This is a genomic window from Halomonas fontilapidosi (assembly GCF_014192285.1).
In the GTDB taxonomy this organism is placed as follows: Bacteria; Pseudomonadota; Gammaproteobacteria; order Pseudomonadales; family Halomonadaceae; genus Halomonas; species Halomonas fontilapidosi.
The window spans coordinates 125923-152921 of sequence record NZ_JACHXQ010000008.1 but is presented as its reverse complement, the minus strand read 5'-3'; the positions used below and the strand labels follow the sequence as shown (position 1 = coordinate 152921).

Here is a 26999-nt window from a genome sequence, read left to right as displayed (position 1 = left end):
GTTACTGGTTCATGCAGGCCTCGATCTCCTCGAGGGACGGCAGGTCGTCGGTGACGCGGCTCATGTTGTAGGGCACCGAGATATCACGCCAGTTGGCGTAATGCTCCAGGTAGCTGATCATGGAGTGGTAGACCTTGGCGTGCATCGGGTCCTCGCAGGCGCCCTGGATGATCACGTCGTTGGTGATGCGCTGGATCTCGGCCAGGTCCTCCTCGGAGAGCTGATTGATCTCGGTGCCGTCCTCGATGAACTTCACCGTGCCCTCGGTGGACTCGCGCTCGGACCAGGCCAGTGACCAGGCCATTGTCGCTTGGGCGGCGATCTTCAGCTTTTCCTGGGTTTCCTCGGAGAGGGCGTTCCAGGCGTCCTGGTTGATCATCACGCCGAACACGCTGGCAGACTGGTGCCAACCCGGCACGGACCAGTAGTCGGCCACCTCGGAAAAGCCGGCCTTGTAGTCCACGCCCGGGGTAGAGAACTCGGCGCCGTCGACCACACCCCGCTCGATGGCCTGGTAGATCTCGCCGCCGGCCAAGGTGACCTGAGAGCCGCCGAGTTGTTCCAGGACGCGGCCCTGATCACGGCCCGAAAGGCGCAGGCGCTTGCCTTCCAGGTCAGCGATGCTCTCGATGGGCGTGTTGCCGCGGAAGCCGGATTCGTTGTTGGTGATGCCGTAGGGCAGATAGACCATGTTGTAGTCGCCGTAGACCTCCTGGTAGAGCTCGAAGCCGCCCCACTGGTTGATCCAGTTCAGGTAGTCCACGCCGTTGAACAGACTGGTGGTGGTCGCCAGCGGCGAAAAGGCCGGGCTCAAGCCGGCCCAGTAGCCGGGCCAGTCGCCGGCGGCCTGGATGGCGCCGGTCTGGGTGGCGTCGAAGACCTCGGTGCCGGGCATCAGGGTGCCGCCGGCGCGGAAGTTGATCTGCACCTCGTCACCGGCCAGTGTGTTGACCAACTCCGCCCAGTGGCGGTCGATCTGGATCAGATCCAGGTTGTCCGGCCAGGTGGTGGTCATGGTCCACGTTTCCTGGGCCTGGGCGGTGGAACTCACGGCGGCGAGGGCAACGCCCGCTGCCAGCCCGGTGAGGGCGAATTTGGTCATTTTCTTCATTGAGGTGCTCCCTTGTGGGTTGTTCTGCTTGTCGAGAAGTCAATGGAACGGCCGTCGGTGCCGGGCAGCGTCCACCTGCGGTTCGGGCGGGCCTGACCGTCCGGGCAACTCGGCAACAGGATTCAAGCTAGCATGGGACGCTGGACATGTTCGACCGGCGCGATGGCGGCCAGGAAAGCTCACGCAGGCCCTGCCAGACTTCCCGCTGCAGGCTGAGGATATCCCTAAAATCAATAATTTGAAACGTTTGTATGACAGCGGTGTTGCAGATCCGAAATACTCGGTAACGTTGAAAGGGCACGCCACCTTGGACCAAAGTTGAAGCCCTAGAGGAGCCCCGAATGACTCGCGACCGCCTCGCCCCCTTGCACGACTCGCGACGCCGGCTGCGGCAGCATCGCTGGCGGGGACTCGTCTGGCTGACCGGCACGGCCGAGGCGTGTCGTCGTGAGGTCCTGGCCCTGTGGCAGCAGAGCGCCTGGGAAGCGCCACTGTGGGTGGCTGCCGAGCCGGTCGATGGCATCGAAACCTCGTGCTGGCTACCGGCGGCCAAGGCCCGCACGCGACTGGGCGGGGAGCAGGACCTGGTCGTCTTCGATGCCGTCTCGGCCGCGAGCGGTTTCGACCCTGAGGCGTTCGGCGCATTGACGGGCACCTTGCGAGCGGGTGGCCTGCTGGTGCTGATGACCCCACCCGACTGGGGGGCGCGCCCCGATGCCGACTACCGCCGCCTGGCCGAACACCCCTGGCGAGTCGAGCAGCTCAGCGCCCGCTACCTGGCCCGGCTCGCTCGGCTGCTGCGTGCCGACGCGCGCGTGATCCGCTGGACGGCGGGCGAGGAGCCGTGGTGCCCGCCCTTGCCCGAGACAGCGAGGTCGGAGACGTCGCCGGCTGTCGAGGATCGGGACTGCCTGACCCGCGATCAGGCCGAGGCGGTGGCACGGCTCAGCCGACTGCGCCGCCGCCGGCCGCTGGTGCTGACCGCCGACCGCGGTCGCGGCAAGACGGCGGCGCTGGGTATCGCCTGTGCGCGGCTGCTGGCGGCGGGTGAGCGCGAGATACTGGTCACGGCGCCCCGTCCGTCGGCTGTCGACGGCGCCTTCGAGCGCATGGCAGACCTTTGTCCCGGGGGGCAGCGGCGTGGCAATGTCTTCGAGGCGGGAGAGGGATGTGTCGCCTTCCTGCCTCCCGACGCCCTGGCCCAGCGGGCCGAGCAGGGCGACATCGGCGGTCCCGGCCGGCTACTGCTGGTCGACGAGGCCGCGGCGATTCCCGCACCGCTGCTGGGGCAGTGGCTCGACGCCTTTCCGCGTATCGCCTTTGCCACCACGATCCACGGCTACGAGGGCTCCGGGCGCGGCTTCGCGCTGCGCTTTCGCGAGCGGCTCGCCCGCCAGACGCCCGACTGGCGGACCTGCCACCTGGCCGAGCCGATCCGCTGGGCCGAGGGTGATCCGCTGGAAGCACTGACCGCACGTCTGCTGCTGCTGGATGCCGAGCCCACGGCCTGCCCGGATGGGCCGGAAGAGCCGGCCCGGCGGCGACTGGACCGCGATGTCCTGGCCCACGACGAGCCCCGACTGCGCGCGCTGTTCGGCCTGCTGGTGCAGGCCCACTATCGCACGACCCCCGCCGATCTGCGTCGGCTGCTGGATGGTCCCGGGATCGTCCTCAGTGTTCTCGAAGCCGGGTCGGCGCTCTGCGGAGTGGTGGTGAGCGGCGACGAGGGAGGTTTCGAGGCCGGCCTCGCCGAGCAGGTGGCGCGGGGCGAGCGTCGTCCGCGAGGCCATCTGCTGGCCCAGTCGCTGGCGGCCCATGCCGGCGAGCGCCAGGCGCTGACCGGCCGGTTGCGGCGCGTGCTGCGCATCGCCGTGCCGACCGAGCGGCGCCGCCACGGCGAGGGGCGGCGACTGATCGAGGCCGAGGTCGAGCGAGCCCATTGCGACGGCATCGACCTGCTGGGCGCGAGCTTCGGCGCCGAGGCGGGGCTACAGGCCTTCTGGCAGGCGGCGGGCTTTCGGGCGGTGCGCCTGGGGCTGACCCGGGAGACGGCCACCGGCGAGCATGCGCTGATGGTGGCAAGACCCACCAGTCCCACGGGAGAGCGACTCGCCGAGCGCCTCCAGGCGCGCTTCCAGCGTCAGCTGCCGGGGCTGCTGGCCTTCGAGCTGGCCGAACTGGAACCGGCGGTGGTCGTGGCGCTACTCGCCGAGGCGCCCTGCGTTTCCCTGGGCGACGAGGATCGCCGCGATCTCGAGGATGTGGCCTTCGGTCATCGCGATCTCGCGCTGGCCCGCCCGGCGATCCAGGCCCTGGTGCGGTGCCGAGCGAGGAACTCGGCAAGCCGACAGGATGAGGCACTGGCACTGCTCGCCGCCTGGGCCTTCCAGGGGCGAACCGCGGCCTGGCTGGCAGCGCGCCTCGGGGTGACGGGCAAACGCAGCGTGCAGGCCCGGCTGCGCGAAGCCGTGGCAGGGCTCCTCGGCGGTGATGGCGGGCTTTCCCCCGACGAGGCCGGTCGGTAGAGTGCCCGGGTCAATCGCGAGACATACCCATCATGAACGCACATCTCGAGCAGCTTTCTCCCCGCCCTCTGTGGCGCCATTTTCGCACCCTGTGCAACACCCCGCGCCCCTCCGGCCACGAGGCGGCCCTGGTGGCGATCCTCGAGCGCTGGGCCGACGGTCTGGGGCTGGCTCACGACCGCGATGCCTTCGGTAACCTGCGCATCTGCAAGCCCGCCACCCCGGGGGCCGAGTCGGCGCCGGGCGTGATCCTGCAGGGCCACCTGGACATGGTGGCCCAGGCCAACGCCGAGCATCCCCACGATTTCACCCGGGACCCCATCGAAACCCGGGTGGGCGATGACGGCTGGCTGCATGCCCGCGATACCACCCTGGGGGCGGACAACGGCCTGGGCGTGGCGGCGGCGCTGGCGATCCTCGAGGACGAGACCCTGGAGCATGGCCCCCTGGAAGCACTCTTCACCCTGGAGGAGGAGTCCTCCATGGGGGGAGCGCTAAACCTGGCCGAGGGCTGGCTCGAGGGAAGCCTGCTGCTCAACCTGGACTCCGAGGACCGCGGCCAGGTCTACATCGGCTGCGCCGGCGGCGCCGACGTCATCGTCGAGGCACAGCTGCCTACCGCGCCGCTGGTCGACCACGAGATCGCGCTGCGGCTGTCGCTGACCGGGCTCTCCGGAGGTCACTCCGGCATCGATATCAACAAGGGAAGGGGCAACGCCAACCGGCTGCTGGTGCGGGTGCTGCGTGCCCTCGAGCCCTACGGTGCGCGGCTGGTTGACTACCGTGGCGGCACGCTGCGCAATGCCCTGCCGCGGGAAGCCTTCGCCACGCTGGTTCTGCCCGGCGACGAGCAGGCCACCGCCAGTGAGCGAGTGGCCGTCTTGCAGGCGGAACTGCGCGCCGAGTTGGCCGAGGTCGACGAGGGACTCACCCTGACGCTGTTGCCACTGGACGTCCGGCCGTCCGAGGCGTTGACCGAGCAGGCCAGCCAGCAACTGGTGCGCGCCCTGCACGTGGCGCCCTGCGGCGTCGAACGCATGAGCGTCGCGGTGCCCGGCGTGGTGGAGACCTCCAACAACCTGGGCGTCATCCGCCTGGAAGATGGCGGCTTCCACCTCTGTGCCCTGGTGCGCTCGCTGCATGACAGTGCCACCCAGGACCTCGCCGACCGCTTCCGGGCGCTGTTCGAGCTGGTCGGTGCCCGCACTCGGGTCGAGAACGCCTATCCGGGCTGGACGCCTGATCCGGGAAGCCCGCTGCTGGCGCGCTTTCGGCGCCTGCATCAGAAGCGCCTGGGGAGCGACCCTGAGGTGAAGGTGATCCATGCCGGCCTGGAGTGCGGCATCCTCGGTGGCAAGTATCCTCAGCTCGACATGATCTCCTTCGGACCGCTGATCCGCGGCGCCCACTCGCCGGACGAACGCGTAGAGCTGGATTCGGTGGCGGAATTCTGGGAATTGCTGCGCGCCTTGATCGAGGACCTGGCCAGGGGCGAGACGCCTTGATCACTCTATATTCGAGGGCGTGATGAACGAACTGCTGCAGGAGACGGTGCCGGCTTGGGCGGCCTGGGGGCTGGCCGGGTTGCTGCTGGTCATGGCCGGGGCGGGGCTGTCCTGGCGCAAACGGCTGGTTGCCGCCAAGGCTCGCCTGCTCGCCGCAGAGCAGGCGTGCGCCGAGCGCGAGGCCGGCGTGCGACGCCTCGAGCAGGAGCTGGCCCAGAGCGACGCTCAGCTGGACGGCAGCCGTGAGCGGCTGGCAGCCGCGGAGGCCGAGCTCGCCGGAACGCGTGACCGGCTGGCCGAGCAGCGCGAGCGGGCCGCTCGGCTGGAGACCGAGCGCGAGCAGATGGCGCTGCGCCATCGCGAGCAGCTGGCCCTGCTCGAGGAGGCCCGCGAGCGGCTCAAGGAGGAGTTTCGCCAGCTGGCCGGACGCATCTTCGAGGAGCGCCAGCAGGCCTTCTCGGCCCAGAGTCGCGACGGCCTCGAGGCGACGCTCAAGCCCTTCCGTGAGCAGGTCGAACAGTTCCGTCGCCGGGTCGAGGAGCTGCATGGCCAGCAGAGCCGCGACAGCGGCTCCCTCAAGGCCCAGCTCGAACAGCTTGCCGGTCTCAATGCCCGCCTCGGCGAGGAGGCCGCAGGCCTCGCCCGGGCCCTCAAGGGCGACCAGAAGGCCCAGGGCCAGTGGGGCGAGCTGATGCTCGAGACCGTGCTCGAGCGCAGCGGCCTGCGCCGCGACATCGAGTACCGCCGCGAGGTCTCGCTGCAGGGCGAGCAGGGACGCCAACGCCCTGATGCGGTGATTTACCTGCCCGACGATCGCCACCTGATCGTCGATGCCAAGGTGTCGCTGGTGGCCTGGACCCGGGTGGTCAATGCCGAGGACGAAGCCGAACGCGAGGCGGCGATGAAGGCCCACCTGCAGTCGCTGCGTGGCCATGTCGCCGGCCTCTCCGGCAAGGACTACCCGGCGCTGCCGGGGCTCCACTCGCCGGACTTCGTGTTCCTCTTCGTGCCGGTCGAGCCGGCCTTCGCCGCCGCCTTCGAGCGTGATCCCACGCTCTTCCAGGAGGCCTTCGACCGCCAGGTAGTGGTGGTCACCCCGACCACCCTGCTGGCCAGCCTGCGCACCGTGGCAGGCCTGTGGAGCCTGGAGCGCCAGAACGAGAACGCGCGCCTGATTGGTGAGCGGGCCGAGAAGCTGCTGGCCAAGTTCTCGGGCTTCGTAGAGAGCCTGGAGGAGGTCGGCCGCCACCTGGAGCGGGCGGGCGACAGCCATCGACAGGCCATGGGGCGGCTCTCCCGCGGGCAGGGCAGCCTGGTAGCCCAGGCCACCGAGCTGCAGCGCCTGGGGGTACGCATGAAGAAACCGTTGCCAACGGAGCTGGTGCGCGCCGCCCAGGGAGAGGCGGACGACGAGGCGGCCGGAAGAGACTGACCCCGCTCCATATCGATCGGCACGACAATGAAAAACGCCGCCCCTCGGGGCGGCGTGGTAGATGGTGGTGCCGGGGTGGCGTTGCTCAGCCGAGGTAGGCGCCCAGCATCCACACGGTTTTCTCCTGCTCGCGGATGTAGTCGCCGGCCTGGGCGGCGGTGCCTTCGTCGTCGGCATCCGAGGCCAGGGAGAGTAGCTCGCGCTGCAGCTCGATGAGGGTCTGGTAGCCTGTCAGCACGCCGCGCACGCAGGCCTCGCCGTCGTGGACGTTCTTGTCCTCCTGGATCCTCGCGAGCTTCACGTAGTCGCTGTAGGCGTGAACCGGCTGGTGGCCCAGGGTGAGGATGCGCTCGGCGACCTCGTCGACCTTGGTCAGCAGGTCGGTGTAGAACTCCTCGAACTTCTCGTGGAGCTGGAAGAACTGGCGGCCTTTAACGTTCCAGTGGTAGCCGCGCACGTTCATATAGAAGATCTGGTAGTTGGCCAACAGCTCGTTGAGCTTTTCTGCCAGTTGGCTGGCACTGGCCTCGTGCAGGCCGATGGTATTGGTGTCGCTCATGCAATGCCTCCTTGATCGCTATGCAGGTCGGGTAAAACGTCCGCCGGCGGTGGGTAAGTCGATTGTCGCCATGGCCACTATAGCCGTTGCACATGACGTGCGGGTTTAGGATAGGCACTTCAAGGCCGACCGCCGGCCAGTGCGACCCAGAACCGCACCAGGCTCTCGCTGCGGTCGGCCAGCAGCTCGGCGCAGCGTTCAAGGGCCTCGTCGAGCGCCATGGGCCCATCGGCCAGGGCGAAGGCCGCGGAGACGCCCTCGTCGAAAGCGGCCTGCCAGCCCGGGGCCAGGCGCCCGGCCAGCACCACCACCGGCACGCCGTGACGCCGGGCCAGCCGCGCCACGCCCACCGGCGTCTTGCCGGCCAGGCTCTGGCCATCGAGCTGGCCCTCGCCGGTGATCACCAGATCGGCGTCCGTGAGCAGGGCCTCGACGCCGGCCTGGGCCATCACCAGCTCGATTCCGGGACGCAGCTCGGCGTCGAGGAAGGCCCGGGCGGCGAAGCCCATGCCGCCGGCGGCGCCGGCGCCTGGCAGGTCGCGGTAATCCGCGCCCAGGGTCGCGGCGGTGACGTCGGCGAAGCGGGCGAGGGCGGCATCGAGGCGTCCCACCTCATCCGGCGAGGCGCCCTTCTGGGGGCCGAAGACCGCACTGGCGCCTCGCTTGCCCAGCAAGGGGTTGTCCACGTCCACCGCGGTCTCGACCCGCAGGCCAGCCAGGCGCGGGTCGATGCCGTCCAGGTCGAGCTCGGCCAGGTCCGCGAGGGCGGCGCCGCCCGGGGCCAGGTCGCGCCCCTCGCCGTCTCGCAGTCGCGCTCCCAGGGCGGCCAGCATCCCGGCCCCGCCGTCGTTGGTGGCGCTGCCGCCGAGGGTGAGCAGCAGGTGCTCGGCACCGGAATCCAGTGCCTCGCGGATCAGCTCGCCGACTCCGTAGGTGCTGCTATCCAGGGCGGTGCGTTCGTCGGGCGCCAGCGCCTGCAGGCCGCTGGCCTCGGCCAGTTCCACGTAGGCGGTGCGACTCGCGGCGTGCCAGCCCCAGTCGGCCCGGGCCGGGCGACCCAGGGCGTCGTGGACGTCAGCCGAGCGTCGCTCGGCCCCGGTGGCCGCCAGCAGGGCATCCAGGCTGCCTTCGCCGCCATCGGCCAGCGGGCATTCCCGGGCCTCGATGTCGCCACCGGCGCGCTTCGCTCCGACGGCGATGGCGCGCGCGGCATCGGCGGCGGGCAGGGCATCCTTGAAGCTGTCCGGGCAGATGAGGATCTTCATGGCCGCTCTCGTCTGGTGGAAGGGGTTTCCAGCTTAGCGCCGGCCGCCGCGGGACAGAACCCCGGGGCGCTTCATCCCCACCGGCTTCCGGCGTAGACTGCTCCAGAGCTTTCGCGGAGAGCATCCGATGCGTAGATGGCTGCTGTTGCTGCTGCCGGCATTGCTGGCTGGCTGCCAGGTGACGCCGACGACCCTGCCCGTGGCCGAGCCTGCCCCGGCCGCCGAGTGCCGCTGGCCCGCTGGGCCCGGCGACAGCCTGGCCAGGGCCGTCACCGCCCTGGAGGCGGAGGGCTTCCTGGTGCGCCACACCGATGCGGCGCTGGGGCTGGTCAGTGCCGAACGTGCCCGCAGCACCCTCTATCACGACCATGGCGTCGAGCGCCTGCCGCGTTTCGGCGGTTTCGTGCTGGGCGGCAGCGGGGGGCATGTCGCCTCCGGCGTGATGCTCGGCTTCGGCGGCGGCTTCGGGCCGGCGACCGACGAGGCCACGCGCATCGAGCGGGTCTCGGTGGTGGTGGGCGCGCAGCAGGTGCAGGTGTCCCGGGATATCCGACTCTTCGACTGGCGAGGTGAGCTGCGCGAGTCGCGCAGTGCCAGCGATACTGCCTTCTGCCGCGAGCTGCGCGATGCCATCGAGGCCGTCCCGCCACAGGAGTCTCCATGAGGCGAATCCCTGTCGTCATCCTGCTGGCCGTTTGGCTGGCCGGCTGCGCCACCCCGACCCCGCCAGAGCCCCGCGAGATTCACCTGGCGGCGACACCCGAGACCACCCTGCGCGAGGCCATGGACCTGCTGATGGAGCGCGGCTACGTGATCCGCTATGCCGACGGCGACCTGGGGCGCCTGGAGGCGGTGCTGGGCCGGATGCCGGGTTATGGCGTATCGCTGCGCGTGGCCGGCCAGCAAGACGGCAGCCGGGTCAGCGTTGTCGCCACCCGCGGGGGGCGGCCCCTGGCCCCGAGGGTGCTGGACCCGCTGCTGACCGACCTGCAGACGCGCCTCGAGCCGTTGCCCTGATATCACGATCACAACAAGGTGCCCATGTCACATTCACTTCTGCTGCGCCGTATTGGCCTGCTTTGCCTCGCCGTCGGCCTTCTCATGCCATTGAGTGCCGCGGCGCATCCCCACGGCTGGATCGACCTGCGCATGCGCCTGATACTCGATGACCAACGCCAGCTTGTGGCCCTGCAACAGTCCTGGCGCCTGGATCCCTTCTACAGCCTGGTGGTGCTCGAGGAACTCGAACGCGAGCAGGGGAGCGCGAATCTCGACGCGGCGCTGGACCAGTTGGGCAGCGAGATGCGGGACAACCTTTCGCCGCAGGGCTATTTCACCGAGTTGACCCTCGAGGGGCGCAGGCTCGAGCTCGGTGAGGTCGACGATTACACCGTGCTCGAACGCGACGGCCGGATCGAGTTCGTCTTTCTGCTGCCGCTGACCGAGTCTCGCGCCATCGCAGGAGAGACCCTGCGTTATCGGGTGTTCGATCCCACCTACTACATCGAGGTGGTTCACGAGCAGGAAGATAGCTCGCCAGCGGGCGACGCCCTGCTGGTGGGCGGTGAACTCGACTGCGAGACGCGAATCCTGTCCGCCGACCCGGATCCCGAGGCGGTCATGGAGGCCGCGATGCTCGACGTCAACGACGAGGCCGAGTCCGGCCTGGGTCGCCACTTCGCCGAGACCGGGGAGGTGACATGCCGCTGATGCGCACTCGACTGCTGTGGCTCGCCGGTGGCCTGCTGCTCGCCGGTCTGGCCTGGCAACTGCTGGTTCAGGGTGGCCTGCAGAACGTCAGCCTGCAGCTGGTGGCCTGGCAGCGCGACTTCCATCGCGCCCTGACCCTGGCGATTACCGAGCTTTCGGGGACTCCCTCGCCGGCGACCTGGATGACCCTGTTGGGCATCAGCTTCGGCTACGGCGTCTTCCACGCTGCCGGTCCCGGCCATGGCAAGGCGGTATTGACCACCTACCTGCTCTCCCAGGGCGGTGCCCGCCGTCGGGCCCTGGCCCTCTCCTTCGCGGCTTCCCTGCTGCAGGGGGCGGCGGCCATCGGCCTAGTGGTGGTACTGGTGCATGGCCTGGGCTGGCTGACGCGTCATGCCATGGGCAGTGTGGCCTGGGTGGAGCAGGCGAGTTTCATCATGGTGACCCTGCTGGGTGCCTGGCTCTGCCTGCGGGCCATCCGCCAGCTGCGTGGCAGCGCGACGGTGTCGGCTGGGCCAGGTCACCCCCCTTCCCACGATCATGACGCTGCCTGCTGCGGGGGACACCACCATGTGGATCCACAGCGGGCCGGGGATTGGCGCACAGCGCTGGCCACGGTGGTCGCCATCGGCATCCGCCCCTGCAGCGGTGCCGTGCTGCTGCTGGGCGCAGCGAGCCTGCTCGGGAACTTCGCGGTGGGAGTCGCGGCAGTGCTGGTGATGTCGTTGGGCACCGCGCTGACCGTCTCGTCCCTGGCGCTGGCCAGCGTGGTTGCCCGCGGCTGGGCGGAGCGACGCCTGGCCAGCCAGCAGCAGGCGCATCGTGTGGGTCGCCTGTTCGGTTGGGCCGCTCTGGCCGGCGGGCTGGCCATCGTGGCCCTTGGGATATCACTGAGCGTGACCGGCATCGGCCAACCAGCCAGCGCGACACTGCTGGGCGAGCCGCCGTCGCGCAGCGTGACGTCACCTCATCCCTTCGGCGGCTGATCCGCGGGCGACGTCAGGTTCAGCCCTTCCACCTCGGCCAGGATGCGAGCGCGCATGTCGGCCAACTCGTCCAGATTGTAGGCCTCTGCTTCACCATGGCCCCAGACCGGTGCCGGCCAGGCGGCATCCTCGCGTCGCCGCACGATGACGTGCACGTGCAGCTGGGCGACCATATTACCGAGGCTGGCGATGTTGAGCTTGTCGCCTCCCAGGGCCTCGAGCATGGCGCGGCCGACCACGGTCGCCTCCCGCCACAGCTGTTGCTGAGTGGACGCGTCGAGTTCGAACACCTCGCTGGCCTTGAGGCAGCGGGGTATCAGTACCAGCCACGGAAAGCGGGCATCGTCCATCAGCCGCAGCTGGCAAAGGGGTAACTCGGTCACCGGGTAGCTGTCTTGCACCAGGCGGGCATCGGGTTCGAAATCCGTCATCACGGGTCTCCTTTCGCGTCGGCTGTCCCAGTGCTCGTCATCATGGCATACCCCTGCGGCATCGGGGATAGATTCCCCCATCGAGGCGGCGCCGGTATGCTGGGCGGCCTATCTCCGCCCCGCAAACAACGGACGCTGCCATGACCCTGCTCGAGGCGCTTGCCCTGCTGGCCATCGGGACCCTGGCCGGCTTCATCAACGTGCTCTCTGCCGGGGGCTCGATGCTGACCCTGCCACTGTTGATGTTCCTGGGACTGCCCCCCCAGGCGGCCAATGGTACCAACCGGGTCTCCATTGCCTTGCAGAGCATCTCGGCGGTGACCAGCTTCTTGCGTGCCGGTGCGCGCTACCTGGGTCTCTCGCTGCGGCTCTCGGTGCCGGCGGTGGTCGGCTCGTTGCTCGGTGCCTGGTTGGCGCTGCAGACCGATGACGCCCTCTTCGAGGCGATCCTGATCACGGTGATGGCCTGCTCGGCGGTACTGATGCTGCTGCCCCAGCCGAAGCTGGAAACCCGGACGCTGACGCCGGAGCACCTCACGCCGGCGGTCTACCTGGCGATGTTTGCCATCGGCCTTTACGGCGGCTTCATCCAGGTCGGGGTGGGCATCCTGTTCCTGGTGGTGCTCTACCGCATGCTGAAGATCGACCTGGCCCAGGTGAACGTCTTCAAGGTGCTGATCGTGCTGGTCTACACGCTGCCGGCGCTGGCCATCTTCCTGGTCAACGACCAGGTGCGCTGGGGCTACGGGCTGGTACTGGCAGCCGGCAGCATGCTGGGGGCCTGGCTGGCGGTGAAGGTCAACATGAGTCCGCGCGGAGCCTTCGTCGTCAAGTGGCTGACCATCGCTGTGATCGTCGTGATCATCCTGCGCTTGTTGCTTGGCTGAGCCGTCGTCGGCTGGGCATATTCGCCGAAGCTGCTAGATTGAAGGGTGAGCTTTTTTGTTCTCTCCGTGACTGCAACGAGGATGCCATCATGAAACGAACGATATCGCTGATCCTGGTCTCGCTCTTCACCCTGTCCCTGCTCAGTGGCTGCAATACCATCCGCGGTGCTGGTCAGGACATCGAGGAGGGTGGCGAAGCCGTACAGGACGCCGCCAGCTGAGCTTTCTGCCGTCTGGCAGCTTGGGCTGGTGGGTTGCGAAGCGGTCATACTGTCCGGTATGCCTGTTGGAATCGCGGTTAGAGTATTGCCATGGCTATCGCATTGAAGCACGGACTTGCTGTGGTCGGCCTGTCGCTGATGACCGGCTGCGGCATCATCGAAACGTCCCCGGTGTCGCGCGAGCCGGCGCCCGAGCCTCCTCGCGTCACCGGGGAGGCAGACCCCTGCGGGGCAGGACGCGTCCAGGAGATGGTGGGGCGCCATTTCGATGAGTCGATGAGGGCGTCGCTGCGCCAAGCGAGCGGTGCCGGGTCACTGCGCGTGATGCGCCCCGGTGAGGCCCATACCCTCGACTACCGCGCCGAGCGCCTCAATGTCCGTCTGGACGACCGAGGTCGGATCACCGCTCTGGACTGCGGCTGAGTTCCCTCAGGGGGCGTCGTGCTCGGCCTGGGTACGACGCTCCTCTTCTTCGGCCTGCTTGCGCAGCTTCTTGCGCAGGGCCGCCTTCTCGAAACGCAGCCTCTGGAGTCGTGTCTCCAGCTTCAGGGGCGGCACCCGTGCCGGCTTGCCGCTCTCGTCCACGGCCACCATGGTCAGATAGCAGCTGTTGGTGTGGCGGATCACCTTGTTGCGTATGTCCTCGGCCACGACCTTGACGCCGATCTCCATGGAAGAACGGCCGACGTGATTGACACAGGCCAGGAAGGTGACCAGTTCGCCGACATGGATCGGCTGCTTGAACAGTACCTGATCGACGGAAAGTGTTACCACGTAATGGCCGGCATAGCGGCTGGCACAGGCATAAGCGACCTCGTCGAGCTTCTTGAGGATGGCGCCGCCGTGCACCTTGCCACTGAAGTTGGCCATGTCCGGCGTCATCAGTACGGTCATCGAGAGTTCGTGCTGGCCGCTCAGCGCTTGATCGTCCATCGTCATGTTTCCTGGAGAGGTTTCTTACAGCATAACGCCTTGCCCCCGTGAGGGGAGCAAGGCGTTCGATGCTACTGTGCCCGGCGCGATCTCAGAACCAGGTCAGGCCTGCCGCAATGATGATGCCGGTGATGAACAGCTGGATCAGGCAGAAGCCCATGATGTCCTTGGCCTTGAGGCCGGCGATGCCAAGTACCGGCAGAGCCCAGAAGGGCTGCAGCAGGTTGGTCCAGGCATCGCCCCAGGCCACGGCCATGGCCACCCGGGGGATATCCACACCCAGGGCCTGGGCGGCGGGCAGCATCACCGGGGCCTGCACGGCCCATTGGCCACCGCCGGAGGGCACGAAGATGTTGACGATGCCGGCACTGATGAAGGACCAGAAGGGCAGCGTGGTCTCGGTGGCAAAGGAGATGAGCGTCTCCGACATGCTCTCGGCCAGGCCCGACTGCACCATGATCGCCATGATGCCGGCATAGAAGGGGAACTGGATGACGATGCCGGCACCGCCCTTGATCGCCTCGTGGAGGCTCTCCAGCAGGCTGCGCGGCGTCCGGTGCAGCACGATGGCCAGCGACAGGAACAGGAAGTTCACCACGTTGAGGTTTAGGCCGCCACCCCGGAAGATGAAGTGGTCAAGCAGGAACAGCACCCCGGGAATCCCCACCAGCCAGGCCAGGGTCGTGCTGTTCTCCAGGCGTTCGGCGGGGCGGGTGATGCGCACGCGCGTTTCCTCGTCGTCACCCAGCAGCTTGGGGTCGATGTAGACGCTCTCGTTCTCGTCTGGGAGCATCAGCCGGTTGACCAGTGGCACGGCGATGAACAGGCAGCCCACGATGGCCAGATTGAACAGCGAAAAGATGGTGTTGCCGGTGCCGATCACGCCGATCTGCTCGGCAGTGAAATGGCCGTCGGTGGCGATGGTCAGCGGGATCGAGCCGGCCAGGCCGCCGTGCCAGATGATGAAACCGGAGTAGGCGCTCGCCACCAGTAGCCGGTAGTCGACGCGCACCAGGCGGGCCAGCTCCTTGGCGAACAGGGCCCCGACCACCAGACCGAAACCCCAGTTGATCCAGCTGGCGACTAGCGATACCACGGTCACCAGGATGATGGCGCTGCCGGCGTTCTTCGCCAGGCCGGCAAGTTTCTGCAGCAGTCGCTTCACGGGCGGGGAGCTGGCCAGCATGTAGCCGGTGACCAGCACCAGCAGCATCTGCATCGAGAAGGTCAGCAGGCCCCAGAAGCCGTCCCCCCAGAAGCGCATCACCGCCAGCGGGGTCTGGCGCTCCACGGCGATGGCCGCCGCGGCGGCGATGATCGTCAGCAGCAGTACGAAGATATAGGGGTCAGGCAGATAGCGTTCAACCAGCTTGACCGCCGGTCTTGATAAGGCCTTGAGCATGGGGGAGTCCCTTTTTCTGGTGTCCATTCTTGGCGTGACTTACAGAAAGTAGCGCAACGTCAATCGGTTGTGCTACCCGGCAGGCGAGATACCGTTCCCGCCCCGAACTGCGGCGTGATGCCGCCAGCGAGTGCGGCGATGGTGTCGGTAGTAGGCGACCAGCACGCCCGAGCGCACCACGGCAAAGGCCAGGAAGGCCAGCCACAGCCCGTGGTTTCCCAGCGGCGTGGTCAGCCACCAGAGCGGCAGATAGACCGCGAGCCCGGCATAGATGCTGTTGCGCATCTCGCGGATCGCCGTGGCCCCGATGAAGACCCCGTCCAGCAGGTAGCTCCATACCGCCACCAGCGGCATGACGACCATCCAGGGCAGGTAGTCGCCGGCGGTGGCCCGCACTTCCGGCAGGCCAGTGAGCAGCGCGATCAGCCATTCGCCGCCCAGCGCGAAGGCCAGCGCGGCAAGCCCCGCCGTGACCAGCGAGAAGCGGGCGGCACTGCGGACGACCTGGCCGAACTCGTCGAAGCGCTGGCGACCCACGGCGCGGCCGGCCAGTGCCTCGGCGGCGTGGGCGAAGCCATCCAGGGCGTAGCTGGTCAGCATGATGAACTGCAGCAGCACGGCATTGGCCGCCAGCACCGTATCACCCTGGGCGGCGCCGCGGGAGGTGAAGAAGGCCATGGCGAACAGCAGGCCCAGGGTACGCACGAAGAGATTGGCATTGACCCGGAAGAGCTCGCCGTAGGCGGCCAGGCGCAGTAGCCGCTCGCGCAGGAAGCGCCCCGACAGCCATCTGAGCTGGCGCGAGACCAGCCAGAGGCCGAAGGCCAGTGCCGTGTAGTCGGCGAGCACCGTGGCCCAGGCCACACCGTCGCTGTTCATGCCCAGTCCCACCACGAACAGCAGGTCGAGGGCGATGTTGACGCCATTGGTCAGTACCAGGATGGAAAGCGTGACCCGTGAGTTCTGCTGGCCGAGGAACCAGCCGAGGATCGCATAGTTGGCCAGCACCGCCGGCGCGGAGAGCAGGCGGATGCGGGCGTATTCCGCGGCCAGTTGCGTGGCCACCTCGCTGCCGTCGAGCAGCCGCAGTCCCAGCGTCACCAGCGGGCCCCCGGCCAGTATCAGTCCCAGGCCGATCACCAGCGCGAGCAGCAGTGACTGGCCGAGCAGGTTGCGTACCTCGCCGTCCGCTTCGCGGCCCACCGCCTGGGAGGTGAGGCCGGTGGTGCCCATGCGCAGGAAGCCGAAGCCCCAGTAGAGGAAACTGAACAGTGTCGCGCCCAGTGTCACGCCGGCGAGGTAGCGCGAGTCGGGCAGGTGGCCGACCACAGCGGTATCCACCAGGCCGAGCAGCGGCACGGTGATGTTGGAGAGGATGATCGGCCAGGCAAGCGCCAGGATGCGCTGTCGCGTGCCGGCGGTGTTCGTGGACGACGTCACGGCGGGACCCTTGGCGGTGAAACGGGGCAGGGTGGCGTTTCCCGCCGCGGAACGCAACGGCCCCGCCGGTTGGCGGGGCCGTCGAAGAGCCTGGAGCAGGGGCTAGAAGCGGTAGCCCAGACTGGCGGAGAAGAGGTCGATCTCGAAGTCCTCGCCGCTGTCGCTGATATCGTAGCGCTCGTATTCGGCACGCATCATGATCTGCTGTACCTCGTACTCGGCGCCGATACCGTAGTAGGGATCAGTGCCGTCTTCTCCCAGTGACGACGAGACACCACGATCGCTATCGCTATAATCCAAGTCTCCATCCCAGACCACCATGCCCAGCTTGCCATGCACGCTGAACCCGTTCTGAATGGGAAGTTTGCCGACCAAGGAAAATCCGAAACCATCGGCGCTAGCCTCTAGCTTTTCAGAGCCTGCGTTAGCTTCGAACTCACCAAAGTCCAGATAGCTGGCCTCCACGGCAAAGCTGGGATTGAACTGGTATCCGGCAAATAGCTTGTAACCCGTATCGCTGTCGTCAGTATTAGCCCCAGCTGAGTCAAGTCTATCGAGGGTGTCATTGTCCAGCTTGGAATACCCGATTCCGGCACCCAGATAGGGCCCCTCGTTGGGGTTGTACTGATAGCTCTGGGCGAAGGCGGGGCTGGCGACCAGGGTGGCCAGGGCGGCGGTGGCGATCAGGCGTTTCATCATGCGCTCCTTTGCATGGGGCGGGCAGAGCCCGTGGCGTTGGGCTTGCGGCGAAAGCCGGCTACCCTGATGTAAGATCCTGTGAAAAGATGTAACCTCGATGATTCTAGGTGCTAATTCGAATGAATGCCATGGTCCGGCGTCAGCCGGCAAGGCGACAATCCAGGCAGACAGGGCGGGGAGCGAGGATGATGAAGCAACTTGGCAAGAGCACGATGTTCGCCATGCTGGCGCTGGTGATGCTGCTGGCCAGCCTGCCGGCCGCGGCACAGGGAGAGCGCGTGGAGGCTAAGCCCAGCGGCGGGGCGATGATCGCTGATGCGGTCGTGGCCCGGCCGCTGCTGGCGGTGGCCACGGTAGGCGGTGCGGCGATCTTTCTGGTGTCGCTTCCCTTTACTGCCTTGGGGGGCAACGTCGACGGGGCGGCAGAGACCCTGATCAAGACCCCCGCCGAAGCGGCTTTCCGGCGCTGCCTGGGGTGCACGGTGAGTCGGCGCGCCGACGAAAGGTAGAGGTTGGTTGCTGGGCCCGGATGTTCGCTGATGGGTCTGTCGTGAAGACGTGCCAGATAATGACGCCCCGCTCGGTAAGCGGGGCGTCATTGGTCGTGCGGGTGGCGAGCGGTGTCAGGCAGCGGTAATGAGGTGGTACTTCTCCATCAATTCGTCCCGGCTTTCCTTGTGCGTCGGGTCCAGCGGAATGCAGTCCACCGGGCAGACCTGCTGGCACTGGGGCTCGTCATAGTGACCGACACACTCGGTGCACAGGCCAGGGTCGATGACGTAGATCTCTTCCCCCGGCGAGATGGCGCCGTTGGGGCATTCGGGTTCGCAGACGTCGCAGTTGATGCACTCGTCGGTGATCATCAGGGCCATGGGGTACCTCACGGATGTCGCTGGCCGGCAAGCGGTCTCGGGTCGGGTTCAATCCCGAGCTTCCTAGTCAGGTATTGTAATGGCTCTTCAGCGTCTCGGCGACCCTGGGATGCACGTGCTTGGAGACATCGCCGCCGAGTCGGGCGATCTCGCGTACCAGGGTCGAGGAGATGTAGGAGTTCTCCACCTCCGGCGTGAGGAAGACCGTTTCCAGCTCCGGCATCTGGGCGCGGTTCATGTTGGCCAGCTGCAGCTCGTACTCGAAGTCCGACACGGCCCGCAGGCCGCGCAGCAGCACGCGAGCCTGCTGCTGCTTCATGAACTCGGTCATCAGTCCCGAGAAACCGACCACCTCGACGTTGTCGAGGCCGGCCACTACCTCCCGGGTCAGGGCGATACGGGTATCGAGATCAAGCACAGGCCCCTTGCCGGGGCTGGTGGCGATGGCCACTACCACCTTGTCGAACAGCCGGGCGGCGCGCTCGATCAGGTCGAGGTGGCCGTTGGTGACGGGGTCGAAGGTGCCGGGATAGATGGCAGTGTTCATCATGTGTCTCCCTCGTCGAGTCGTCCGAAGGGATTGTCGACCGCCAGTGACACCTCCCTGGCGTAGCCGGGAATGCGGATGGCATCCCGGCCAACATCGAGCTCTGGTCCCTCCAGCACGCCTTCGCCAAAGCGATAGCGTACATCGAAGCGCCCGCGATCGGCGGCCTGGTGGTAGCGGGCGGCAGCCTCACGGGTGGCTTCGCGGCGCGTCTGCCAGGCGGCCACCGCGGTTTCGCCGTGGCGCTGTGCCATCAGTCGTTCGGTCACGGCGGGGGAGAGCACCACGCCGGTAGCGTTGTTGCCACCGAAGCCCTTGGCGTTGATGAAGGCGGCATCCGCGACGAAGGGCAACGGGTCGCGGAACAGCTTGAGATTCTCGCCATAAACGTCGTCGGCCACCGCATCCAGGGTGGAGATGCCCGGGAGCAGGCCGTGAGCGAAGCTGCCCAGGGCGCTGGTCAGCTGGTCGCCGGCGGCGCTGCCCTGGGAGTGGCCGACGAAAGCCTTCACCGCCACCACCGGCCATGCCGTGATGCCGTGGGCGCGGGCGACCTGATCAAAGACATGGGATTCGGTGATGCGATTCTTGGGCGTGCTGGTGCCGTGGGCATGAAGGAAGGTGCGCTGGCGCAGGGCGGTCTCGCCGAGCATGTCGCGCACCAGCGCTGCCGCCTTACCCAAGGAAATGTAGTTGCCGATGCCGGGCGCCGAGATCGAGCGCTTCCAGCCATCGGCATTGACGAACACGCCCGGCACGCTGCCGAGGACCTCGGCACCGGTTTCCAGGGCCAGGGCATCGTCCATCAGCATGACGAACTGGCTGGACTCCCCCATGGTGAAGCCGCAGTTGCGGGCGAAGGGACGGCAGGCACGCTGATAGTCGGCGTCGGTCAAAAGCTCTAGGGCATCCAGGGCCTTGAGGCTGTCGTCGTCGGCCAGCGCCCCCATGGTGCGGAAGCCCTCGATGATCTCGGGGGTGATCGGGGCGTCGGCGGTACCCACTAGCACCACGCGGCGGCGGCCGGCCCGGATGTCATCCACGCCCAGGCGCAGATTGTAGAGGAAGCTGGCGCAGGCGCCGAGTGCCGCCCCGGTGCCGCCCACGCTGCCCAGCACATAGGCATTGAGGAAGTCGGCGGGCATCTGGCCGTAGCCCAGCGGCATCTGCTTGGAGGTGGCGCGCTTGCCGGAGACGAAGCTCTTGAGCAGTCCCCCCCAGCCCTCGTCATCGAGCTGCCCGATGGAGTTGCCGGCGTACACGGCGACCTCGTCGGGGTCGAGGCGGTCGCGCAGGGTGTCCCATTGCTGGCCGCTGTCGCCCAGGCAGTCGCTGGCCGCGAAGACGGTCATCGAGAGCCCTCGCGGATGGTGCACGCTGCGGTAGAAGCGGCTGGGCTCGAAGCCCGTGGGCAGTTGGCCGGCGGCGCGTACCTGGGCCGGGCGAGTCTCGGGCAGCATCACTTCCATGTTGCCGGCGGGAACCGTGACCTCGAGGCTCTGGCGGTCCAGCTCCCGGACCTGCCAGGTGGCCGGGAGGTCGTCGGGCAGTTGACGGCGGCGGATGCGAAAGGTCAGCGGCACCTCCAGGCCGAGGCTTGCCTTGCGATTGGCCGGCAGGCCCTCCTCGTTAAAGCGGGGATCCTCGATGCGCCGGATCAGGGTGTGGTCGAGCACTTGCTGGCGTGTCTGCTCGACAATCCCGGCGGCGTCCAGCGGACGCCCCTCGGCGTCGTGCCAGGCGCCATCTGCCTGGCAGTCGGCCAGGCGCATCATCGCCGCCAGGCCCAGCAGGGTGCGGGCCTGGTCGTCGTCGGGCAGGGCGTCGAGCACGGTACGGCGAAACGCCTGGTGGCCCGAGGTTCGGCCGGCGGGATTCACGCCGCCCATGCCGACGATCACCGGTAAATGTGGCAAGCCGGATTCCTCGTTGTGCGATTGATATCGGGGCTGCATTATTCGTTGTTGTCAGGCCTTGGATCATAGCACCCGGCCCGCGGCGGCGTCATGCCGAGGCCCTGCGCGGTGGGGCTGTGGCTGGTAGAATGCGCGTCCTTTCGCCACTCCGCCGAGTCCGCTGCCATGACCGCCCGCTCACGATCCATCGTCAGCCGCCAGACCGGCCCCCACGAGGACCTGGCCCGCCGTGTGACGCGGGCGTTGGAGCATCCGCTGCGTAAACCACTCGCCGAGCACACCCGTGAGGCCTTCGCTCGGGCCCGTGACTGGCGCGAGCGTCGTGACGGAGCGTCGTTGATACTGGACGCGGGGTGTGGCGTAGGGCTCTCGACGCGTCGGCTGGCCGAGCAATTCCCGAGCGCCGCGGTGATCGGCATCGACCGCAGCGCCGACCGCCTCTCCCGTGATCATGGTCGTCTGCCCGACAACGCCCTGCTGGTGCGGGCCGACCTGGTGGACTTCTGGCGCCTGGCCCTGGCCGAGGGCTGGCGTCCGGCACGCCATTACCTGCTCTATCCCAACCCCTATCCCAAGGCCGCCCATCTGAAGATGCGCTGGCAGGGCCATCCGGTGCTGCCGGTGATCCTGGCGCTGGGGGGACGGCTGGAGCTGCGCTCCAACTGGCGGCTCTATGTGGAGGAGTTTGCCCTGGCGGTGACCCAGGTCACCGCCAGGGCCGCCGAGGCCGAGCCCTTCGTGCCGGGCGAGGCCTGCTTGACGCCCTTCGAGCAGAAGTACCACGCCAGCGGCCAGGCGCTGTGGCGGCTGGTGGTCGAGCTGCCTCACGCCCCGGGACTGGTGCCCGGAGAGGCGTTGCCGGCCGCCGGGGAGGAGAGATGATGGCATTCCTGTTTCTGGCCCTGGCGATCGTCGCCGAAGTGGTCGCTACCAGCGCATTGAAGGCCTCCGAAGGCTTCACCCGGCTGTGGCCCAGCGTCACCGTGGTGATTGGCTACGGCCTGGCCTTCTACCTGCTCGCCCTGGTGCTGCGCACCATGCCGGTGGGCATCGCCTACGCCTTCTGGGCGGGGCTCGGCATCGTGCTGGTGACCCTGGTGGGCATCCTGGTCTATGGCGAGAAGCCGGACCTGCCGGCCCTGCTGGGGTTGGGCATGATCGTTGGTGGGGTGGTGGTGATCCAGGTGTTCTCTTCCGTCGCGTCCCATTAAGCTTGGCAACGTTATGTTCCCTGGAGGTTCAATGCCCCGTCGATTGCTGCTTGGCGTCCTGCTGATGCTGCTGCCGCTGTTCGCCCAGGCGAGTGGCTTTTCCCGCCTGGGCGAACTGGCCGACAAGGGCTTCCTGATCGGCGCCGAGGCGCGTCTGCTGGACAGCGGCGAGGCCCTGGGTGCCATCGAGCCCGAGCGTCAGCTGTCGCCGGCCTCGGTCTCCAAGGTCTACTTGGCGGCAGCGGCATTGGATCGCTGGGGACCCCAGCACCGCTTCACCACTCATCTGGTGAGCCTGGCCGACCCCGATGCGGACGGCGTGCTTCACGGTGACCTGGTGCTCGACGGCGGGGGAGATCCGATGCTGACCAGCGAGGACCTGTGGCGACTCACGCAGCGCTTGCACCAGGCCGGCGTGCGCCGGGTCGAGGGTCAGCTGATCGTCAGCCAGTGGCGCTATGGCCCGGTCGAGTGCATCACCACCGACCGCTGTCAGGCCCACTCGCGGGTCGCCAATGCCTACAGCGCACTGCTCTCCTCGGCCGGGGTGAATCATGGCAGCTGGTGTGTCAGCGTGGCGCCTGCCCCCGAGCCCGGCGACCCGGCACGGATTACCAACTGCGATAGCCAGGCGCCGATCGTCGGCATCGACAATCGCGTCGTGACCCAGCCGGATGACAGCGGCACCCGGCTCAATGCCGAGCGCGTGCTGCGCGACAGCGGCGACGTCATGGTGGTGAGCGGTCAGATCTCCACCAATGCGCGGCCAAGGTCCATCTATCGGGCCAGCTCCGACCCGGCGCGTCAGAGCGCGGCCACCCTGCTGGCGATGCTGGAACAGGCCGGTATCGGCGTGCGAGACGGTGCTGGCGTATCCGCCACCCAGCCACCCGCCGAGGCCCGTTCCCTGGCCGAGGTGGAGAGCGAGCCGCTGCAGGAGCTGTTGCTGCGCACCCTCAACCACTCCAACAACTTCATGGCCGACCAGCTGGCGCTGAACCTGGTGGCATCGCCCCGCGCCGGCCTGGTGGAGGCCGGTGGGGCGCTGGAGACCTTCGTGGCCGGTCTGCCTGACCATGGCCCCGTGACGCTGCGCAGCGGCAGCGGCCTGACGCCGGAAAACCGCACCTCGGCAGCGGGCGTCACCGCCCTGCTGGAGAGCATGTACCGCCGGCCCGCGCTCTTCCCCAGCTTCGTAGCTGCCCTGCAGTCGCCGGCCAACGGCGTGATGCGTTTTCTGCGCCGTGGTTCAGCGACCTTCCAGCAGCATGTGATGCTCAAGACCGGCACCCTCAACCAGCCGGTGGCGGTGCGTGCCGTGGGCGGCTACTTCCGCACCCGCGGCGGGCAGTGGGGCGTGTTCGCCGCGCTCGTCAACGGCACGGCGACCACCCCCTGGCTCAACTGGCGGCAGGTCCTCGACCCGCTCGCCGCCGATCTCGAGGCAATGATCGATGCCCACTGATACTCCGGACCTCCCGACATGAAACCAGGATATACCGGCTGGCAGCATCTGGTGCACTCCACGCGCTACTCCATCAAGGGGCTCAGCGCCGCCTTTCGCAACGAGGCGGCCTTCCGTCAGGAGCTTGGGCTCTGCCTGGTACTGGTGCCGCTGGCCTGGTGGGTTGGCCAAGGGCCGGTGGAGTGGATCCTGCTGGTGGGCAGCTGCCTGCTGGTGCTGATCGTGGAGCTGCTCAACAGCGCCATCGAAAGCGTGGTGGATCGTATCGGCAGCGAACACCACGAGCTCTCGGGACGCGCCAAGGACATCGGTTCGGCGGCAGTGATGCTGTCGCTGTTCATTGCCGGCCTGACCTGGGGGTTGCTAGTCTGGCAGAAATTCCTCGGCTAGGCCGGGTTATGGGGCGGGGCAGGCTTCGCTATGCTGGAGGCATTCGAGAACCGGATACGAGATGCCCATGGCCCTGCCCGACGACTTTCTGCCGCTGGATGACATTCCCGACCCCCTGAGGGCGCCCCTGGCGCATGCTCGCGACCGGCTGGCTAGCTCGCTGGAGCAGGCCGACAACCTGGCCGACATGAACGGCAGCGACTCCCCGCGGGAGGACTGGCTGGCGCTTTCCGTCGCTCGGCGGCGTCAGCTGGCGAAGGTGCTGGCCGTCTCGACCTTTGCCGCCGAGACCCTGGTGCGCTACCCGGAATGGCTATTGCACCTGGACGCCAGCGGCGAACTGGATGCAACGCCCCCCGCCGACGCCCTGCGCGACTGGCTGGACGAGCGCCTGGAAGCCGCCGAGGACGAGGCGGCGCTGCATGGCGCCATCCGTCGTTTTCGTCGCGCGCGCATGCTGGGCATCGTCTGGCGTGACCTGACCCGTCCCCCGGGCATCGACATGTGGGCGACCAGCGGTGCCGTCTCGCGGCTTGCCGAGACTTGCCTGGAGGGCGCATTGGCATGGCTCGAGGCCCATTTCGCTCCCCGCTGGGGGCGGCCCGCCCCGCGTCGCGATGGCAGCGAGCAGCGGCTGGTGGTACTGGGTATGGGCAAGCTCGGTGCCGGCGAGCTGAATCTCTCCTCCGATATCGACCTGATCTTCGCCTTCCCCGAGAAGGGCGAGACCGAGGGTGGGCGCAAGTCTCTTGAGCATCAGGAGTATTTCACCAAGATTGGTCAGAAGCTGATCACCGCCCTGGATGCGGTGACCGCCGACGGCTTCGCCTTTCGCGTCGACATGCGCCTGCGCCCGCTGGGCGACGGCGGCCCGCTAGTGGGGAACTTTGCCTCGCTGGCCAGCTACTACCAGGACCAGGGGCGCGAGTGGGAACGCTACGCCATGCTCAAGGCGCGGCCGGTGGCCGGCGACCTGGACGCCGGGGCCGAGCTGCTGTCGAGCCTGCGCCCCTTTGTCTATCGCAAGTACCTGGACTTCGGCGCCATCGAGTCGCTGCGCGAGCTCAAGTCGATGATCAACCGCGAGGTGCGTCGCCGCGGCATGCAGGGCAACATCAAGCTCGGCCCCGGCGGCATTCGCGAGGTCGAGTTCGTGGTCCAAGCCTTTCAGCTGATCCGCGGCGGCCGCGATACCGAGCTGCAGGTCACCTCGTTGAAGACGGCCCTGGAACGTCTGCCCGAACTCGGTCTATTGCCTGGGGACGTGGTCGATGAGCTGATGCCTGACTATGTCTTCCTGCGCGACCTGGAGCACGTGCTGCAGTCCCTGGAGGATCGCCAGACCCAGACCCTGCCCGGCGACGACGTCGACCGCGAACGGGTGGCCCTGGCGCTCGAGACGGAAGACTGGCCGGCGGTGATGGCCCGCCTCGATGAAGTGCGGGAGCGGGTGCGTCGCCACTTCGATGCAGTGATCGCCGAACCCGAGGAGGAGCGCGACGAGGTCGAGGACGTCGGCCAGGCCTCCGGCGCCGTCGGCCTCGAGGAGTGGCGCGCGCTATGGCGCGACGAGCTGGAAGATGACGAGGCCCGCGAGCACCTGGAGGAAGCCGGCCTCGCCGAACCGGAGACTGCCCTGCGCCGGCTGCGGACGCTGCGCCAGTCCCGCCAGGTGCAGGCCATGCAGCGCATCGGCTACGAACGGCTCGAGGCCCTGATGCCGCTGCTGCTCGATGCCGTGGCCGCCAGCGACACGCCGGATATCGCCCTGGAGCGGGTCCTGCCGCTGGTCGAGGCGGTGTTGCGACGTACCGCCTATCTAGCGCTGCTTCGCGAGAACCCGGACGCCCTGGGGCACCTGATGAAATTGTGCAGCGCCAGCCCCTGGATCGCCGCCCAGCTCGCTCGCCACCCCATCCTGCTCGATGAGCTGCTGACGCCCGAGACCCTCTATACCCCGGCCGACAAGGAGCGCCTGGCCGACGAGTTGCGACAGGCCCTGGGGCGGCTTCCGGAGGATGACGAGGAGGCGCAGCTGGAGGCGCTGCGGGTCTTCAAGCATGCCCAGGTGCTGCATGTCGCGGCCTCCGATATTGCCGGTACTCGCCACCTGATGAAGGTCAGCGACTACCTCACCTATATCGCCGAGGTGGTCCTGGAGGCGGTGCTTGCCATGGCCTGGAAGCACTTGACTCGCAAGCACGGCTTTCCGGAGCGCCGTGAGGGCGGGCGCTGTGGCAGCGAGCCCGAATTCCTGGTGGTCGGCTACGGCAAGCTCGGCGGCATCGAGCTGAGTTACAGCTCCGACCTGGACCTGGTGTTCCTCCACGACGGTGCCACCCAGGGGACCACCGACGGCAAGCGCCCCATCGACAACGCCGTCTTCTTCACCCGGCTGGGCCAGCGCATCATCCACCTGCTCACTGCGGTGACACCGGCGGGTAGCCTCTATGAGGTCGACATGCGCCTGCGACCCTCGGGCAACTCGGGCCTGCTGGTCTCGACGCTTGCGGCCTTCGCCGAGTACCAGCGCGAGCAGGCCTGGACCTGGGAGCATCAGGCCCTGGTGCGGGCTCGGGTGGTGGCCGGCCACCCGCAGCTGGCCGAGGGTTTCGATGCAATTCGCGGCGAGATCCTCGGTCGCAAGCGGGACCTTGAGGCGCTGCGCGCAGAGGTGGTGAAGATGCGCCACAAGATGCGCGACCACCTGGGCAGCAAGGGGAAAGGCGATGATTTCGACCTTAAGCATGACCCTGGCGGAATGGTCGATATCGAGTTCCTTTGCCAGTACGCCGTGCTGGCCATGAGTCACGAGACGCCCGACCTGCTGGCCTACAGCGATAACATGCGCATCCTGGAGACCCTTGAGGCGACCGGGCAACTGCCCGCCGACGAGTGCCGACGCCTGCGCGAGGCCTATCTCGCCTGTCGCACCGCCGCCCACCGCGCGGCCCTGACCGGTGAGCCTGCCCGCGGACGCAACACGGATTTCCGGGAGCATCGCGACGCCGTGATCGCGCTCTGGCAGCGCCTTCTCGAACCATCAAGGAACGCGACGACATGAACAAGGTACTGGTTCTGCACGGTCCCAACCTCAACCTGCTGGGCACCCGCCAGCCCGAGGTCTACGGCCATCAGACGCTCGAGGACATCAACAACGATCTCTATCAGGCGGCAGCAGTGGGGGGCTGGGAGATCAGCTGCCGCCAGAGCAATCACGAGGGCGAGCTCATCGACCTCATCCAGGCGGCACGTCTGGATGGCACGGCGGCGATCATTATCAACCCGGCCGCCTACACGCATACGTCTGTCGCCATTCTGGATGCCTTGAACGCCTTCGACGGCAAGGTGATCGAGGTGCATCTCTCCAACGTTCACCAGCGCGAAAGCTTTCGTCACCACTCCTATGTATCGCTGCGCGCCGACGGGGTGATCGCCGGGCTCGGTAGCCAGGGCTATCGAGCCGCCCTGAAGGCGGTGATGGCGGAGTAG

General features: G+C 67.7%; 28 protein-coding genes. 17 read left to right on the top strand and 11 right to left on the bottom strand.

The genetic code is table 11. The annotated features are described in order from the left end of the window. Position 1: 1 nt before the first annotated feature. Positions 2–1111, bottom strand: a complete 1110-nt coding sequence (gene dctP / locus FHR95_RS12595; protein WP_040183964.1) for a TRAP transporter substrate-binding protein DctP — start codon at positions 1109–1111, stop codon at positions 2–4. A 341-nt stretch (positions 1112–1452) separates the two neighbouring features. Between dctP and FHR95_RS12590 the strand changes: the two genes are divergently transcribed. From FHR95_RS12590 to FHR95_RS12580, 3 genes are read left to right on the top strand one after another with little or no spacing between them, the layout of a single operon-like run. Continuing rightward, a complete protein-coding gene (locus FHR95_RS12590; protein WP_183314635.1) occupies positions 1453–3636 on the top strand; it encodes a tRNA(Met) cytidine acetyltransferase TmcA in 2184 nt (727 codons plus the stop codon). A gap of 32 nt (positions 3637–3668) precedes the next feature. After that, complete coding sequence (locus FHR95_RS12585; protein ID WP_183314634.1) at positions 3669–5141, top strand: aminoacyl-histidine dipeptidase; 1473 nt, start codon at positions 3669–3671, stop codon at positions 5139–5141. A 22-nt stretch (positions 5142–5163) separates the two neighbouring features. Further along, positions 5164–6573, top strand: a complete 1410-nt coding sequence (locus tag FHR95_RS12580; protein ID WP_183314633.1) for a DNA recombination protein RmuC — start codon at positions 5164–5166, stop codon at positions 6571–6573. An 85-nt stretch (positions 6574–6658) separates the two neighbouring features. Here the strand turns inward: FHR95_RS12580 and FHR95_RS12575 are convergent, their stop codons facing one another. Next, complete coding sequence (locus FHR95_RS12575) at positions 6659–7132, bottom strand: Dps family protein (protein WP_040183974.1); 474 nt, start codon at positions 7130–7132, stop codon at positions 6659–6661. 119 nt (positions 7133–7251) lie between these two features. Continuing rightward, complete coding sequence (locus FHR95_RS12570; protein WP_183314632.1) at positions 7252–8397, bottom strand: glycerate kinase; 1146 nt, start codon at positions 8395–8397, stop codon at positions 7252–7254. A 127-nt stretch (positions 8398–8524) separates the two neighbouring features. Here FHR95_RS12570 and FHR95_RS12565 point away from each other — a divergent pair, with 127 nt between their 5' ends. Genes FHR95_RS12565 through FHR95_RS12550 form a run of 4 tightly spaced genes read left to right on the top strand, consistent with a single transcriptional unit; the run spans position 8525 to position 11093 of the window. After that, complete coding sequence (locus FHR95_RS12565) at positions 8525–9061, top strand: hypothetical protein (RefSeq protein WP_183314631.1); 537 nt, start codon at positions 8525–8527, stop codon at positions 9059–9061. Then, entirely contained in the window at positions 9058–9414 is a 357-nt protein-coding gene (locus tag FHR95_RS12560) for an outer membrane protein assembly factor BamD (RefSeq protein WP_183314630.1), read from the top strand. Before FHR95_RS12565 ends, FHR95_RS12560 begins: the two co-directional genes overlap by 4 nt. Before the next feature lie 24 nt (positions 9415–9438). Then, positions 9439–10107, top strand: a complete 669-nt coding sequence (locus FHR95_RS12555) for a DUF1007 family protein (protein ID WP_183314629.1) — start codon at positions 9439–9441, stop codon at positions 10105–10107. Then, the gene (locus tag FHR95_RS12550) at positions 10098–11093 is read left to right on the top strand and encodes a nickel/cobalt transporter (RefSeq protein WP_183314628.1); all 996 of its coding nucleotides are present in this window, start codon (positions 10098–10100) and stop codon (positions 11091–11093) included. The genes FHR95_RS12555 and FHR95_RS12550 overlap by 10 nt, the downstream gene beginning before the upstream one ends. Here the strand turns inward: FHR95_RS12550 and FHR95_RS12545 are convergent. Then, positions 11075–11524, bottom strand: a complete 450-nt coding sequence (locus FHR95_RS12545; RefSeq protein ID WP_183314627.1) for an HIT domain-containing protein — start codon at positions 11522–11524, stop codon at positions 11075–11077. The genes FHR95_RS12550 and FHR95_RS12545 overlap by 19 nt on opposite strands. 140 nt (positions 11525–11664) lie before the next feature. Here FHR95_RS12545 and FHR95_RS12540 point away from each other — a divergent pair, with 140 nt between their 5' ends. The 3 genes from FHR95_RS12540 (at position 11665) to FHR95_RS12530 (ending at position 13055) form a co-directional block, all read left to right on the top strand. Then, on the top strand, positions 11665–12411 hold the full coding sequence (locus tag FHR95_RS12540) for a sulfite exporter TauE/SafE family protein (RefSeq protein ID WP_183314626.1): 747 nt from the start codon (positions 11665–11667) through the stop codon (positions 12409–12411). An 89-nt stretch (positions 12412–12500) separates the two neighbouring features. Further along, positions 12501–12632 carry an entericidin A/B family lipoprotein gene (locus tag FHR95_RS12535; RefSeq protein ID WP_040183981.1) on the top strand — a complete coding sequence of 44 codons (132 nt, stop codon included), beginning with the start codon at positions 12501–12503 and terminating at the stop codon, positions 12630–12632. Between the two features lie 90 nt (positions 12633–12722). Continuing rightward, positions 12723–13055: an I78 family peptidase inhibitor gene (locus FHR95_RS12530; protein ID WP_040183982.1), complete on the top strand. Its 333-nt coding sequence runs from the start codon at positions 12723–12725 to the stop codon at positions 13053–13055. A gap of 6 nt (positions 13056–13061) precedes the next feature. Here FHR95_RS12530 and FHR95_RS12525 read toward each other — a convergent pair whose 3' ends face one another. The 4 genes from FHR95_RS12525 to FHR95_RS12510 form a co-directional block, all read right to left on the bottom strand. Next, positions 13062–13565 (bottom strand): acyl-CoA thioesterase, encoded by a 504-nt coding sequence (locus FHR95_RS12525; RefSeq protein ID WP_040183983.1) that lies wholly within the window; start codon positions 13563–13565, stop codon positions 13062–13064. 91 nt (positions 13566–13656) lie between these two features. Then, positions 13657–14967, bottom strand: coding sequence for a short-chain fatty acid transporter (locus FHR95_RS12520; RefSeq protein WP_040183984.1), 1311 nt, complete (start codon positions 14965–14967; stop codon positions 13657–13659). A 72-nt stretch (positions 14968–15039) separates the two neighbouring features. After that, a complete protein-coding gene (locus FHR95_RS12515) occupies positions 15040–16407 on the bottom strand; it encodes an MATE family efflux transporter (protein WP_183314625.1) in 1368 nt (455 codons plus the stop codon). 102 nt (positions 16408–16509) lie between these two features. Further along, on the bottom strand, positions 16510–17103 hold the full coding sequence (locus tag FHR95_RS12510; RefSeq protein ID WP_183314624.1) for an outer membrane beta-barrel protein: 594 nt from the start codon (positions 17101–17103) through the stop codon (positions 16510–16512). Positions 17104–17291: 188 nt separating this feature from the next. Here FHR95_RS12510 and FHR95_RS12505 point away from each other — a divergent pair, with 188 nt between their 5' ends. After that, positions 17292–17615 (top strand): hypothetical protein, encoded by a 324-nt coding sequence (locus FHR95_RS12505; protein WP_246378558.1) that lies wholly within the window; start codon positions 17292–17294, stop codon positions 17613–17615. Positions 17616–17729: 114 nt separating this feature from the next. On the opposite strand, the gene FHR95_RS12500 is transcribed toward FHR95_RS12505, so the two are convergent. The 3 genes from FHR95_RS12500 to FHR95_RS12490 all read right to left on the bottom strand — a co-directional run bounded on the left by FHR95_RS12500 (position 17730) and on the right by FHR95_RS12490 (position 20414). Then, a complete protein-coding gene (locus FHR95_RS12500) occupies positions 17730–17978 on the bottom strand; it encodes a YfhL family 4Fe-4S dicluster ferredoxin (protein ID WP_040183990.1) in 249 nt (82 codons plus the stop codon). Positions 17979–18045: 67 nt separating this feature from the next. Beyond that, complete coding sequence (gene coaD, locus FHR95_RS12495; RefSeq protein ID WP_040183991.1) at positions 18046–18525, bottom strand: pantetheine-phosphate adenylyltransferase; 480 nt, start codon at positions 18523–18525, stop codon at positions 18046–18048. Then, positions 18525–20414 carry a beta-ketoacyl synthase gene (locus tag FHR95_RS12490; RefSeq protein ID WP_183314652.1) on the bottom strand — a complete coding sequence of 630 codons (1890 nt, stop codon included), beginning with the start codon at positions 20412–20414 and terminating at the stop codon, positions 18525–18527. The genes coaD and FHR95_RS12490 overlap by 1 nt, the downstream gene beginning before the upstream one ends. Before the next feature lie 192 nt (positions 20415–20606). Between FHR95_RS12490 and trmB the strand changes: the two genes are divergently transcribed. From trmB to aroQ, 6 genes are all read left to right on the top strand, one after another. After that, entirely contained in the window at positions 20607–21323 is a 717-nt protein-coding gene (gene trmB, locus FHR95_RS12485) for a tRNA (guanine(46)-N(7))-methyltransferase TrmB (protein WP_183314651.1), read from the top strand. Beyond that, positions 21320–21652, top strand: a complete 333-nt coding sequence (locus tag FHR95_RS12480; RefSeq protein WP_179861997.1) for a DMT family transporter — start codon at positions 21320–21322, stop codon at positions 21650–21652. Before trmB ends, FHR95_RS12480 begins: the two co-directional genes overlap by 4 nt. A 31-nt stretch (positions 21653–21683) precedes the next feature. Next, positions 21684–23117 (top strand): D-alanyl-D-alanine carboxypeptidase/D-alanyl-D-alanine endopeptidase, encoded by a 1434-nt coding sequence (gene dacB, locus FHR95_RS12475; RefSeq protein ID WP_183314623.1) that lies wholly within the window; start codon positions 21684–21686, stop codon positions 23115–23117. A gap of 18 nt (positions 23118–23135) precedes the next feature. After that, positions 23136–23507, top strand: coding sequence for a diacylglycerol kinase (locus FHR95_RS12470; RefSeq protein WP_183314622.1), 372 nt, complete (start codon positions 23136–23138; stop codon positions 23505–23507). Between the two features lie 67 nt (positions 23508–23574). Beyond that, on the top strand, positions 23575–26571 hold the full coding sequence (gene glnE, locus FHR95_RS12465; protein ID WP_183314621.1) for a bifunctional [glutamate--ammonia ligase]-adenylyl-L-tyrosine phosphorylase/[glutamate--ammonia-ligase] adenylyltransferase: 2997 nt from the start codon (positions 23575–23577) through the stop codon (positions 26569–26571). Next, positions 26568–26999 carry a type II 3-dehydroquinate dehydratase gene (aroQ, locus tag FHR95_RS12460; protein WP_040183996.1) on the top strand — a complete coding sequence of 144 codons (432 nt, stop codon included), beginning with the start codon at positions 26568–26570 and terminating at the stop codon, positions 26997–26999. The genes glnE and aroQ overlap by 4 nt, the downstream gene beginning before the upstream one ends.